Source organism: Halobacteroides halobius DSM 5150 (genome assembly GCF_000328625.1).
Classification (GTDB): domain Bacteria; phylum Bacillota; class Halanaerobiia; order Halobacteroidales; family Halobacteroidaceae; genus Halobacteroides; species Halobacteroides halobius.
This window is the reverse complement of the sequence record NC_019978.1, coordinates 2371966-2384637: the sequence shown is the minus strand read 5'-3', so window position 1 is coordinate 2384637 and position 12672 is coordinate 2371966. Positions and strand designations below refer to the sequence as shown.

Sequence of the window (12672 nt, the reverse complement as noted above, 5' to 3'; positions counted from 1 at the left end):
TAATGTCTAAGTTTAAAAAGATTGAGACTCCTATACAAGATTTATATATAATTGAACCAACTGTTTTTGGAGATCATAGAGGATTTTTTATGGAAAGTTATAATCAAAGGGAATTTGCAGAGATTGGTATGGATATGGATTTTGTTCAAGATAATCATTCTAAATCTAAAAAGGGAACTCTTAGAGGACTTCATTTTCAGACTGAACATCCTCAAGGTAAACTTGTTAGAGCTATTAAGGGACAAGTTTATGATGTAGCTGTTGATTTAAGAGCAGGCTCTGATACTTATGGAGAATATTTTGGAGTTGTTTTATCTGAAGAGAATAAAAAAATGTTTTATATTCCAGAAGGATTTGCTCATGGATTTTTGGCTTTAAGTGATGAAGCAGAATTTATGTATAAGACGACTGATTATTATTGTCCCGAGTGTGATGGTGGAATTATTTGGAATGATAATAATATAAATATAGATTGGCCATTAAAAGAGTACGGACTTACAGAAGATGATTTATTGCTTTCAGACAAGGATAAAGAGTTACCTACTCTTAAGGAATCAAATTATAAGTTTTAATTGATATATATGCTATAAATTATTGATTAAAAATAGGTAGGTGTTAATTAATGAACGTATTAGTAACCGGTGGAGCTGGATTTATTGGTAGTAATTTTATTTATCATATGTTAAACAAATATGACGATTATCAGATTGTTAATTTAGATAAATTAACTTATGCAGGAAATTTAGAAAATTTAAAACAGGCAGAAGATAATCCAAATTATAAATTCATTAAAGGGGATATTACAAATAGAGAATTAGTTGAATATATTTTTAATGAATATGATATTAATTATGTAGTTAATTTTGCAGCTGAATCTCATGTAGACCGTAGTATTGAAGATCCAGATATTTTTGTTAAGACTAATGTGAGAGGAACTCAGGTTTTATTAGATATAGCAAAAAAATATTGGTTAGATGAGTGTTATGATCAATCAGTTAAATCTAAGTTCTTACAAGTTTCAACTGATGAAGTTTATGGTTCACTTGGAGAAGAGGGTTATTTTACAGAAGAAACTCCATTAGCGCCGAATAGTCCTTATTCTGCTAGTAAAGCAAGTGCAGATATGATGGTACGAGCTTATCATGAAACTTTTAATTTACCAATCAATATTACACGTTGCTCTAATAATTATGGGCCTTATCAATTTCCTGAAAAATTAATTCCATTATTCTTAACAAATGCTTTAAATGATAAGGAATTACCGCTTTATGGAGATGGACAGAATGTACGGGACTGGCTTCATGTAAAAGATCATTGCCAAGCAATTGATTTAGTATTACATGAAGGTGAAAATGGAGAGGTATATAATGTTGGTGGAAATAACGAAAAATCAAATATTGAAATTACCAAAGCTATTTTAAATGCTATTGATAAACCAGAGTCACTAATTACTTTTGTAGAAGATAGATTAGGCCATGATAGAAGATATGCGATTGACCCTAGTAAGATTAGAGAAGAATTAGGTTGGGAACCAGAATACACATTTGAGACAGGAATTAAAGAGACTATTCAGTGGTATTTGGATAATAAAGAATGGTGGAAGAAAGTAAAGAGTGGAAAGTACCAAGAATACTATAAAAAAATGTATGCTAAGCGTTAGAGAAAAAAGAAGGGGACTTTATCCTCTTCTTTTTTGCTTATGATATGGAGGTATTAAAATGAAAGTATTAATTACTGGAGGACAAGGACAACTAGGAACAAGATTAAATTCTTTATTAGCAGATAAATATGATATATATGCTTGGGATATTGATGAACTAGATATTACCGAAGGAGAAGAAACAATTGAAAAGGTAGTTAATCTAAATCCCGATGTTGTAATTCATTCTGCTGCTTATACAGATGTTGATGGTTGTGAAGAAAATATAGATTTGGCGTATCAAGTTAATGCTTATGGAACTAGGAATATAGCAGTCGCTTGTCAAAAGTGTGATGCTAAAATGGTTTATATCAGTACAGATTTTGTTTTTGATGGAAAAAAAGATGAACATTATATAGAGTTTGATCAAACTAATCCCTTAAGTGTTTATGGTAAGTCTAAGTTAGCTGGAGAAAAATTTGTTAAAGACCTATTGAATAAATACTTTATTGTTAGGACGGCTTGGTTATATGGAAAAAATGGGGGTAACTTTGTCAAGACTATGTTGAAGTTAGCTCAAGAAAGAGATTTATTGACTGTAGTTGATGACCAAGTAGGGTCTCCAACATATGCTAAAGACTTAGCTAAAGTCATTGCAGAATTAATTACTACTAATTTATATGGTACTTATCATGCTTCCAATAATGGAGAATGTTCTTGGTATCAATTTGCTAAGAAAATATTTGAATATACTGATACAGAAATAGAAGTTAAACCGGTGACTTCTGAAGAGTTCGTTAGACCAGCTACTAGACCAAGTTACTCTGTAATGGATAACTATTCTTTAGAACAAGGTTTAAGTTATGAAATGAGAGATTGGCAGGATGCTTTAAAAGATTATTTGGAAGAAAATTAAATAATCTTTTTAACAACTTTTATATAATGAATTTAATATACTAATAAGCTTTGTTTTTAAAATATATTAATTATATAATTTAAGGTAAGGATGTGATAATTGATGTTTTTGAGAACTGTATTAGTAACAGGAGGAGCAGGATTCATTGGTTCCCATATTGTAGATAAATTAATAGCTAAAGGAGATAGAGTAATTGTAGTTGATAATTTATCAACAGGAAAAAAGGAAAATTTGAATCCTCAAGCTGAGTTTTATCAGTTAGATATTAGAGATGATTTAACAGAAGTTTTTGAGAACTATCAGATTGATTATGTTATTCATCAGGCTGCCCAGATTGATGTCCAACAGTCTCTGGAGCAACCTGACTTTGACAGTGATGTTAATATTACAGGGACAGTTAATTTATTAGAATACTGTAGGCAGTATGATGTAGAGAAGATAGTCTATGCTTCTTCAGCAGCAGTCTATGGACAACCTGAGTATCTAGGAGTTGATGAAGAGCATCCAGTTAATCCTATTTCTTACTATGGAATTTCTAAGCATACTCCTGAACACTACTTAAAAGTTTTTCACCAACTATATGATTTAGATTATACTATTTTGCGTTATGCTAATGCCTATGGTATTAGACAAGACCCTAAAGGAGAAGGTGGCGTTATCTCCATCTTTGTTGATAAGTTTTTACAAGGAGAACAGCCTATTATCTTTGGTGATGGAGAACAGACTAGAGACTTTGTTTATGTTGATGATATTGCCGAGGCCAATTTAGCTGCTTTAGAGCATGGTAGTGGAGAAATTATCAATATTAGCTGTAATATCCAGACTTCAATTAATGATTTGGTTGCTACTATGAATCAAATTACAGGTTTAGATTTAAAAACAGTCTATCAAGGGGCTAGATCAGGAGATATTAGAGATAGTTATCTAGTTAATGATAAAGCTCAGGATATTTTAGATTGGGAGCCACAGTATGATTTACAAACTGGATTAAAAGAGACTTTTGCTTATTATCGTGATCAATATAATTTAAACCAAGAGATTGCAGCAACAAAAGAATAAAGTTTAAGTTTTAGGGTGAGCTATTATTAGTTCATCCTTTTTTTAATATAATAGTTATAGCTTAAGATTAAAAATCTAGTTTAAATCAAATTTTACCTTGCAAACTAGCAAATAATTGTTATAATACTAATTAACTTGTAATGATGATTAAACATAGCGATTTAGTAGAGATTAATATATAACAACGAACAATTCTTCGTTGTAAATTGTAAATTACTAATGAGGGGGCTTAAATCGTGGATCATTTAGACAAACTAGAGAATAAGAGTATTCATATCATTAGAGAAGCATATAGTGAATTCAATAACTTAAGTATGTTATGGTCAATTGGAAAGGATAGTACAGTTCTTTTATGGTTAGCTCGGAAGGCTTTCTTTGGTCATGTACCACTGCCTTTAGTACATATTGATACAGGCTATCAAATTCCAGAGATGATTGAACATCGTGATAAGTTAGCTAAGGAATGGAAGTTAGATATGATCTATGGTCAAAATGAGAAGGCTCTAGAAAAGAAGCAAACTCTTCCTGCTGGCAATGTAGATCATACACAGTGTTGTAAGAACATGAAGGCAGAAGCACTAAAGAAGACACTAAATGGAACTTGGAAGAGATACAGAATGAATCATGAAACAGGCCAGTATGAAGCAGATGATAATCAAAAGCCATATACAGGTGTGATTGTAGGGGTTAGAGCAGATGAGGAAGGTTCTCGTTCTAAGGAACGTTACTTCTCTCCTCGAGATACAAACAATGATTGGGATATTGGAGACCAACCACCTGAATTTTGGAGCCAGTATAAGACAGACTTTGCTCCTGGTACTCACGTGCGGATTCATCCTTTACTAGACTGGACTGAACTTGATATCTGGGAGTATATCAAACGAGAACAGATTCCAATAGTAGATCTTTATTATGATCGAGGTGAGGGAGAGAGATATCGTTCTTTAGGTTGTTATCCTTGTACTGAACCTGTTCAATCTACTGCTAGTAATGTAGATCAAGTAGTTCAAGAATTAAAAAGTGGTAAATTCTCTGATATAGCCGAACGAGACGGCCGAGCCCAAGATTCAGACGAAGGCGCAGGATTGGAGGAGTTACGGAAGGATGGCTACATGTAAAAAATAATTGACAATGGAAAGGCAAATTCAAAGTCTTTAAAACTAAATATTATAAGATTAATGGGTTTTTAATTCTCCATTCTCAATTAAGAACAGATCACCTCTTAAAAAACAATGTAAATGTATCATTTACAACTTGAATGAATATAATAATAACTGTAAATAATTGATTGCAGGACACTTATGAGAATGATATAATTGTATTGAAATCTATTGGGTTTATGATTTTGATTGTAAATTCTCAATTGTCAATTATTATTAAGGGGTGATAAAATGGTTTCTTTGAATAAACTTATTGGAAATAGAATACAACAATGTTTAGATAAAATGAATTGGAGTCAGTCTCAGTTAGCAGAAAAGTTAGATGTATCTCGACAAACTGTTAATAAAATCATTAATGGTAGAAAGAATATCACCATTGCAGAAACTAAAGCAATTGCCGATATTCTGCCATTAGACCTTCAGGAATTAATCAAACCAGCTAAAGAAGTTGAAGAGAAAGATCCAATTATTGCTTTTATGGGTGAAGTAGATTCCAGTGAAGCTAAAGCCGGATTACAACATGCCCAACAAATTATGGATCTGTTAATCTTCCACCGTGATATGAAACAAGAACACGAAAACATTTTAGCTGATAAGTAATATTAAATGATAATCTGATTGTGTAATGTAGTTATTAAGGTTGTAATGTAGGGATTTGGCACTGCCAAATCCATGATTATAATTTTTTGAATTTGATTGTATTGTTTTAATTGTCAATTTTCAATTGATTGTATATTCCTGGAGGGATGTAAATGGATTTATTAAAGCAGACTATAAAAAATATTAATCCTGACTTATATGAAGAAATAGCCAAAGAAGCTACTTATGTCTTAAAAAAATTTGGTGGAGCTCATGGCCAGGCTTTACAAGATGATATTTTTCGCATTATTCCTGATCAAGTTGATTTGCTTCGGTTTCCAGTAGAAGATGATGACTTTTGTGGCTTTATCTGTAACCACCAAGGAGAAACTTTTATTTATATTAACACTTATCTATCTTATGAAAAGCAGATTTTTGCAACTGCTCATGAGTTGTACCATTTTCGTAATAACCGTAATGGAGAACAAGAAGTACTTCATCAGCAAGTTGTTAATCAGGAGAATAATATTGATTTAGAGGAAAGTAAAGCTAATTTATTTGCAGCTTTATTATTAGTTCCTGAAGAGTCTTTAAAAGAAGAATTAGATCTCTTGCAGGTTAACCAGGCCGCAGATTTAGATCTATTAAAACTAATTAAACTAATGGATACTTTTGCAGTACCTTATAAAACAATCATTCTCCGGTTGTATGAAATTGAACTACTGACTACAAAAGAAGCTCAAAGCTGGTTAGATATTCCTGATAGAGATCCTAAGCAAGGAGTCTTATACCATATAAATAAACACCAAATTGGTCAGCGGTGGCAAAAGAGAACTAAAGAAGTCAAATATAGTAATCTCAAACCACTTATATTAGATAATGATGCAGCAGAAATACTACCTAAAACAAGAATAGAGCAAGATTTAGAACTGATAGGTGCCAATGATGAACAATACTTTAGAAAATGAAGAAATAATTCGAAAATTATATCAGGATGAATTGATATTGCTTAGAAATGGTAGTTTGATGTTAAAGGAAAACTAGCACAAAAGTTATTTGTAAAACTCTTATTAGCCTTTCTAAAATATGTTTTATACACTTAGTACTTGATTGTTTTAGGGGTTAATGTTTTCAACCGTCAACCGTAAACTGTAAACTAATAATTTTTTCAAATGATTGTAATATTTCTTTATTGAGATATAATAAAAATAGAAGTTAATAGTGTATAAGAGAGAATATTGAAGACATAATAAGCTAGTTAAAGGGGGCGAAAAAATAGATGGATTCTAATCAAATAAGTAATACATTACAGGATATATTGTCTACCAAACAAGAAATAGTTTTTGTTTATCTTTTTGGATCAGTAGCAAAAGGATCAGAGAACAAACTAAGTGATATTGACATTGCTATTTATTTAAATAAAGATAACATGCCTCCCAGTGGTAACTTTGGTTACAAAGCTGAATTGATAGCTGAATTAGAAGAAAAGATAGAAAAAGAAATTGATTTAGTTATCTTAAATGATGTTTCTTTAGAATTAGCTTTTAATATAATTAAAGATGGTAAATTAGTACTATGCAATTCAAAAAGAAAAAGAGCTGATTTTCATTTTAGAACACAAAGAGATTATCTTGACTTTAAACCTTTTTTACAGGTACAAGATGACTATTTAAATGAATGGTTATATAGTGAGTCTAAAAGATGAATTTGGAGGTAGCAAATGGTAGAAGAAAAGCTAGTACGAACCAAATTGAAGGAATTGCGTAGTTATTTAAATCAATTAGATAAGTACCAAGAGATTACTGTAGAAGAGTTAGAGAATAATTTAGAACAACGTTGGGTTATTGAAAGAGGACTACAACTCTCTATTCAACTAGTATTAGATATTGGAAATCATATCTTATCTGAAGAAGGAATAACAGTAAATAATTATACAGGTATATTAAAAGAATTAGGTGAATTAGAAGTTATTCCTCCTGAGTTTGCTAAAAAAATAAAAGGAATGGCAGGTTTTCGGAATGTTTTAGTGCATGATTATATGGAAGTTGATCTTGAGTTACTTGTAAGAGTTATTAATAATAGTTTAAAAGACTTCAAGAAATTTGCACAATATATTTTAGATTACTTAAATAATAATTAACTTTCAATTTTTAAATCCAATTTACAATAAAGAGATATTTGCCATCTGGGTATGAAAAATAGGGGTGAGTCAAATGTGTAGATACAATCCCAAAATAGATCTAGTCTTTAGAAAATTATTTGGTAAGTGGTATGATATAGAGATGCAACTAGCTGAACAAGGAGCTTATGGAAAAAGATCATTTGGAATTCATTGCTAAATTAATTTTATAAATTATTACGCGAAAGGGGAGAAACAATGAATCAGCAGATAGATTCTTTAAATGAGAATACAGACCAAAACATGAATCTAGTAATTGCCGGTCATGTTGATCACGGTAAAAGCACCATCATTGGTCGTTTACTAGCCGATACAGATTCACTGCCTAAAGGTAAACTAGCTGATGTTAAAGAAACTTGTCGCCGTAACTCTAAACCATTTGAATATGCTTTTCTATTAGATGCTCTAAAAGACGAACAAGACCAAGGAATCACTATTGATTCGGCGCGGGTCTTCTTTGAAACTGACTTACGAAAGTATATTATCTTAGATGCACCAGGCCACATTGAATTCCTAAAGAATATGGTTACAGGAGCAGCTAGAGCAGAAGCAGCTTTACTAGTCATTGATGCTGATGAAGGAATTCAAGAGAACTCTAAGCGTCACTGTTATATGTTATCTATGCTAGGGATTGAGCAAGTATCTGTCTTAGTCAATAAGATGGATTTAGTAGATTATGATCAAGATACCTTTAATCAGATAGTTGAGGATTATACTGAGTTTTTAGAGGAGATAGGTATGGAAGCAGACTGTTTTGTGCCTGTTAGTGGCTTAGAAGGAGCTAACATAGCTACTTTATCTGATGAGACCCCTTGGTATCAAGGTCAGACTGTGTTAGAAGTCTTAGATAGTTTTGAGAATCAGAAGTTACCAGAGGATAAACCATTTAGAATGCCTGTTCAAGATGTCTATAAGTTCACTCGTGGAGGAGATGATCGTCGGATTGTATCAGGTACAATTGCAGCAGGTCAGGTTAGTGTTGGAGATGAAGTCGTTTTCTATCCATCTGGTAAGCGCAGTACTGTTAAGTCCATTGAAGGATTTAATCGAGCTAAGACAGATACAATAGGGCCAGGTTTTGCGACAGGCTTCACTCTAGATGAACAGATCTTTATTAAACGAGGCGAGCTAGCTACTTTAGCAGATGAGACAGAGCCCGAAGTAACTTCTCGGATTAAGACCAATCTCTTTTGGTTAGGTAAAGCACCACTAAGTAAGAATAAAGAGTATCAGATTAAGCTAGGTACTGCTAAGGTAAGTGCTAGACTAGAAAAGATTGAACGAGTTATAGATGCTTCTAACTTAAGCCAGAGTCAAGAAAAAGATCAAGTAGAGCGCCATGATGTAGCCCAGTGTGTCTTTAAGTTAAATAAAGCTATTGCTTTTGACTTAGCTACTCAGTTTGAAAAAACAAGCCGCTTTGTAGTAGTTGATGATTATGAGATTGCTGGTGGTGGCTTAGTTGAAGAGGCTATAGAAGATAAACAAAGCTGGGTTAGAGAAAAGGTAATGCTTAGAAACTATAAGTGGGAAAAGAGTAAGATCACTCGTGAAGAGAGGGCCAAGAAGTATAGCCAACAGCCTACTTTAGTCTTAATCACTGGAGAAGAAGATGTAGGTAAGAAGCCAACGGCCAAAGAATTAGAGAAACAGTTATTTAATGAGGGCCAAATGTCTTACTTCTTAGGTATTGGTAACTTATTGTATGGTGTAGATGCTGATATCAAAGGCGAGAATAATCATAAAGAAGAACACCTACGCAGATTATCTGAAGTCTCTCATATCATGCTTGATGCAGGGGCTATCCTACTTGTAACTGCTGTAGAATTAACTCAAGAAGACTTAGAACTAATCAAGACAACAGTTGCTCCTGATCAGATAGAGACAGTCTGGTTAGGTGATAAGATAACAACAGATATTGATTATGATCTACATATCTCCGACTTTGAATCTGAAAGAAAAGCTGCTGGAGAAATAGAAGGTCTATTGCAGGATAGAGGGATTATTTTTAGACCGTGGTAGAGAAAAAGTTGGCTATGCGCCAACTTTTTCTCACGAAGGGTTTTGGAACAAAACCCGAAGGGACGCGTTGTCAATTCATTATGTTTGGAGGTGTTAAAATGACTGAAAACATAACCTGGCACGAAGGGGAAGTGACTTATCAAGATCGCTGTGCTGTTTTAGACCAACCTGGCCTTGTCATCTGGTTTACAGGTTTATCAGGCTCAGGTAAATCAACAATTGCTGTTGAGGTAGAGAAACAACTAGTAGCTCAGAAAAAGGCTGTTTATAGACTAGATGGTGATAATGTTCGCCATGGCTTAAACTCAGACTTAGGCTTTACTCCTGAAGATAGGAATGAAAATATCCGCCGGATTGCCGAAGTAGCTGCTTTATTTAAAGATGCTGGATTAATTACGTTAGCTTCCTTTATCTCTCCTTACCAAGAATCTAGAGCATTTGCTCGGGAGAGAGCAGGAAGAGATAATTTTATTGAGGTTTATGTCAAGGCTGATGTAAAGACTTGTGCTGATCGTGATCCTAAAGGATTATACGAACAGGCTAAAAAGGGTGAGATAGATAACTTTACGGGGATTTCTGCTCCTTATGAAGAACCAGTTGATCCCGAAGTGGTAGTTGATACCAGAGAGCTATCTCTAGAAGAAGCAGTTAATCAGGTATTAGCAGCAATTACTGAAAAATTAAATGATTAAGCAGTCTGAGGTGAACTTTGGGTTCACCTCTTATTATTTGCTCCCCGCTTAAATTATTGTTATAATATTAGCGTTGATTTTGAAAGGAGATAACTATGAAAAAAATTGATTTACATACACATACTATAGCTTCTGATGGTTCATTTACACCACAGGAATTAGTAAAGGCAGCCGTTGAACAAGGTTTAGCAGCAGTTGCTATCACAGACCATGATAGTCTAGCTGGAGTCCAACCAGCTTTAGAAATTGGAAAAGAACTGGAGATAGAAGTCGTCCCAGGGATTGAGTTAACGACTTATTACCAGGGACAGAGAATAGATATCTTAGGATATTATATTGATTTAGACTCACCACAATTAAACGAAGTATTAGATAAGTTACAACGAGCTAGAGAAGTAAGGGCCAAGCAGATCCTAGCTAAACTGGCCAACTTAGATGTAGAATTAGACTTTAAGCGACTAAAAAAAATAGCAGGAGATACAGGAGTAGGTCGGCCGCATATTGCTAGATTAATGGTAGAAGATGAGTATGTTACTGATATGCAGACAGCCTTTGATGATTACCTAGAAGATGGTGGCCCAGCTTATGTTCCTAAGTACCAGTTAACACCTAGTGAGGCAGTTAAATTGCTAAAACAAGCAGGAGGTATTCCGGTTTTGGCCCATCCTGGAGTGATAGATAATCGAGAGTTAGTAATAGAGTTATTAGAGCAAGAGGACTTTGCTGGAATTGAAGCTTATTACTCGCAGCATAATCAAGCCGAGACAGATTATTATCTGCAGTTAGCTACTGAGTATGATTTGTTGGTAACAGGGGGTTCTGATTGCCATGGCCCTGCTAATGAAGATAAGTATCTGTTAGGGAGAGTAGATGTACCTTATAAACTGTTAGAGCAATTAAAGAAAGGATAAATCTGTTGATTGAAATAATTTCAAATTTATCATATAATGGATACAGTGTTATCGATTTCACAAATTGAATTAAATAATTTATAGTTGCAGGAGGAATATTAAATGAAGCTAACTGTTGTAGGAACAGGATATGTAGGATTGGTTTCGGGAGCTTGTTTTGCTGAGCTAGGAAATGATGTAATCTGTGTCGATATTGATCAAGAAAAGATTGCCGGTTTAAAAGATGGGGTGATGCCTATCTATGAACCAGGTTTGAAAGAAATTGTTGATCGTAATTATGAGCATGGTAATCTAAAGTTTACTACTTCTTTAGAAGCAGGGGTTAAAGAAAGTGATATTATCTTTATTGCTGTAGGTACTCCTTCTCAAGAGGATGGAGGAGCAGACTTATCAGCAGTTAAAGCAGTAGCTCAAGATATAGCCCAGTACATTAATGGTTATAAGATCGTAATTGATAAGAGTACTGTTCCGGTCGGAACAGGGGATTGGGTAGAAGAATTAATTGAGCAACAACAAGAGGCTGATTATGACTTTGATGTTGTTTCTTGCCCTGAGTTTTTACGGGAAGGTTCTGCTGTAGCAGATACTATGCATCCTGACCGAGTGATAATAGGGACTGAAAGTAAAAAAGCTGCTGATATTTTAGATGAGTTACATCAGCCATTTGAAGCCCCTATCTTACATACTGATAGGTATAGCGCAGAGATGATTAAGTATGCTGCTAATGCTTTTTTAGCGACTAAGATTAGCTTTATTAATGAAATAGCCAACATTTGTGAACGAACAGGTGGTGACGTAGCAGAAGTAGCTAAAGGAATTGGGACAGATCATCGAATCAGTGACAAGTTCTTGCGCGCTGGAGTTGGTTTTGGTGGGGCTTGCTTCCCTAAGGATACTAAAGCAATTACTAAGACAGCACAAGAGCGTGGCTATGACTTTAAAGTTGTCAATTCAGTAGTTGAGGCTAATAAATTACAGAAACAAACTCTAGTCAAGAAGTTAAAACGAGAAGTACCAAATTTAGCTGGGCAGACAATCTCGGTTCTAGGATTAGCCTTTAAGCCAAATACTGATGATATGCGAGAAGCACCATCTAGAACAATAATCAAGCAGTTATTAGAGGCTGGGGCCCAGGTTAAAGCCTACGATCCAATTGCTATGGAAGAAGCGCAAGGTATCTTTGCTGATGATATTCAGTATTGCAAGAACGCTTATGATGCTATAGAAGATACAGCTGCTGTTATTTTAGTTACTGAATGGGATGAATTTCAAGACCTTGATCTTGATCGGGTAGCAGAACTATTAACTAATCCTATCTTTATTGATGGACGCAACTGCTATGATGTAGAAGAGATGAAAAAGCGAGGCTTTACTTATTATAGTGTTGGTCGTCCAGCAGTGAATAATAGAGAATTGGCTGCTACACAAGAGGTGGCAACAACTGAATAGATAATGCAGGTGACTAATGACTAAAAGTTGCTTTAGCTCCATATACTAAATAAAAAATGGGGGATA

General features: G+C 34.0%; 14 protein-coding genes. All 14 read left to right on the top strand.

Going from position 1 to position 12672, the window contains the following annotated elements; genetic code table 11:
• Window positions 1–2: 2 nt before the first annotated feature.
• The 14 genes from rfbC (at window position 3) to HALHA_RS11585 (ending at window position 12606) form a co-directional block, all read left to right on the top strand.
• Window positions 3–572, top strand: coding sequence for a dTDP-4-dehydrorhamnose 3,5-epimerase (gene rfbC, locus HALHA_RS11645; protein WP_015327967.1), 570 nt, complete (start codon window positions 3–5; stop codon window positions 570–572).
• 50 nt (window positions 573–622) lie between these two features.
• Window positions 623–1660, top strand: a complete 1038-nt coding sequence (rfbB, locus tag HALHA_RS11640) for a dTDP-glucose 4,6-dehydratase (RefSeq protein ID WP_015327966.1) — start codon at window positions 623–625, stop codon at window positions 1658–1660.
• Window positions 1661–1718: 58 nt separating this feature from the next.
• Entirely contained in the window at window positions 1719–2555 is an 837-nt protein-coding gene (rfbD, locus tag HALHA_RS11635) for a dTDP-4-dehydrorhamnose reductase (protein ID WP_015327965.1), read from the top strand.
• Window positions 2556–2657: 102 nt separating this feature from the next.
• On the top strand, window positions 2658–3614 hold the full coding sequence (locus HALHA_RS11630) for an SDR family oxidoreductase (protein WP_015327964.1): 957 nt from the start codon (window positions 2658–2660) through the stop codon (window positions 3612–3614).
• A gap of 236 nt (window positions 3615–3850) precedes the next feature.
• The gene (gene cysD, locus HALHA_RS11625; protein WP_015327963.1) at window positions 3851–4732 is read left to right on the top strand and encodes a sulfate adenylyltransferase subunit CysD; all 882 of its coding nucleotides are present in this window, start codon (window positions 3851–3853) and stop codon (window positions 4730–4732) included.
• 273 nt (window positions 4733–5005) lie between these two features.
• Window positions 5006–5374, top strand: a complete 369-nt coding sequence (locus HALHA_RS11620) for a helix-turn-helix domain-containing protein (RefSeq protein ID WP_015327962.1) — start codon at window positions 5006–5008, stop codon at window positions 5372–5374.
• A gap of 152 nt (window positions 5375–5526) precedes the next feature.
• On the top strand, window positions 5527–6321 hold the full coding sequence (locus tag HALHA_RS11615; protein ID WP_015327961.1) for an ImmA/IrrE family metallo-endopeptidase: 795 nt from the start codon (window positions 5527–5529) through the stop codon (window positions 6319–6321).
• Window positions 6322–6632: 311 nt separating this feature from the next.
• Window positions 6633–7058 (top strand): type VII toxin-antitoxin system MntA family adenylyltransferase antitoxin, encoded by a 426-nt coding sequence (gene mntA, locus HALHA_RS11610; RefSeq protein ID WP_015327960.1) that lies wholly within the window; start codon window positions 6633–6635, stop codon window positions 7056–7058.
• Window positions 7059–7073: 15 nt separating this feature from the next.
• On the top strand, window positions 7074–7493 hold the full coding sequence (gene hepT / locus HALHA_RS11605) for a type VII toxin-antitoxin system HepT family RNase toxin (RefSeq protein WP_015327959.1): 420 nt from the start codon (window positions 7074–7076) through the stop codon (window positions 7491–7493).
• Between the two features lie 73 nt (window positions 7494–7566).
• Window positions 7567–7692 (top strand): hypothetical protein, encoded by a 126-nt coding sequence (locus HALHA_RS13875; RefSeq protein WP_281098757.1) that lies wholly within the window; start codon window positions 7567–7569, stop codon window positions 7690–7692.
• Between the two features lie 38 nt (window positions 7693–7730).
• Window positions 7731–9554, top strand: coding sequence for a GTP-binding protein (locus tag HALHA_RS11600; protein WP_015327958.1), 1824 nt, complete (start codon window positions 7731–7733; stop codon window positions 9552–9554).
• 98 nt (window positions 9555–9652) lie between these two features.
• Window positions 9653–10246: an adenylyl-sulfate kinase gene (gene cysC / locus HALHA_RS11595; RefSeq protein WP_156801238.1), complete on the top strand. Its 594-nt coding sequence runs from the start codon at window positions 9653–9655 to the stop codon at window positions 10244–10246.
• Between the two features lie 95 nt (window positions 10247–10341).
• Window positions 10342–11157 (top strand): PHP domain-containing protein, encoded by an 816-nt coding sequence (locus HALHA_RS11590; RefSeq protein ID WP_015327956.1) that lies wholly within the window; start codon window positions 10342–10344, stop codon window positions 11155–11157.
• Between the two features lie 102 nt (window positions 11158–11259).
• Window positions 11260–12606, top strand: a complete 1347-nt coding sequence (locus tag HALHA_RS11585; RefSeq protein WP_015327955.1) for a UDP-glucose dehydrogenase family protein — start codon at window positions 11260–11262, stop codon at window positions 12604–12606.
• Window positions 12607–12672: the final 66 nt, after the last annotated feature.

What these genes read in the sequence shown, in the direction of transcription:
- mntA (WP_015327960.1), top strand. Translation starts at nt 6,633, where the DNA reads ATGGATTCTAATCAAATAAGTAATACATTACAGGATATATTGTCTACC.
- rfbC (WP_015327967.1), top strand. Translation starts at nt 3, where the DNA reads ATGTCTAAGTTTAAAAAGATTGAGACTCCTATACAAGATTTATATATA.
- HALHA_RS11615 (WP_015327961.1), top strand. Translation starts at nt 5,527, where the DNA reads ATGGATTTATTAAAGCAGACTATAAAAAATATTAATCCTGACTTATAT.
- HALHA_RS11585 (WP_015327955.1), top strand. Translation starts at nt 11,260, where the DNA reads ATGAAGCTAACTGTTGTAGGAACAGGATATGTAGGATTGGTTTCGGGA.
- rfbD (WP_015327965.1), top strand. Translation starts at nt 1,719, where the DNA reads ATGAAAGTATTAATTACTGGAGGACAAGGACAACTAGGAACAAGATTA.
- HALHA_RS11600 (WP_015327958.1), top strand. Translation starts at nt 7,731, where the DNA reads ATGAATCAGCAGATAGATTCTTTAAATGAGAATACAGACCAAAACATG.
- rfbB (WP_015327966.1), top strand. Translation starts at nt 623, where the DNA reads ATGAACGTATTAGTAACCGGTGGAGCTGGATTTATTGGTAGTAATTTT.
- cysC (WP_156801238.1), top strand. Translation starts at nt 9,653, where the DNA reads ATGACTGAAAACATAACCTGGCACGAAGGGGAAGTGACTTATCAAGAT.
- HALHA_RS11630 (WP_015327964.1), top strand. Translation starts at nt 2,658, where the DNA reads ATGTTTTTGAGAACTGTATTAGTAACAGGAGGAGCAGGATTCATTGGT.
- HALHA_RS11620 (WP_015327962.1), top strand. Translation starts at nt 5,006, where the DNA reads ATGGTTTCTTTGAATAAACTTATTGGAAATAGAATACAACAATGTTTA.
- HALHA_RS13875 (WP_281098757.1), top strand. Translation starts at nt 7,567, where the DNA reads ATGTGTAGATACAATCCCAAAATAGATCTAGTCTTTAGAAAATTATTT.
- HALHA_RS11590 (WP_015327956.1), top strand. Translation starts at nt 10,342, where the DNA reads ATGAAAAAAATTGATTTACATACACATACTATAGCTTCTGATGGTTCA.
- hepT (WP_015327959.1), top strand. Translation starts at nt 7,074, where the DNA reads ATGGTAGAAGAAAAGCTAGTACGAACCAAATTGAAGGAATTGCGTAGT.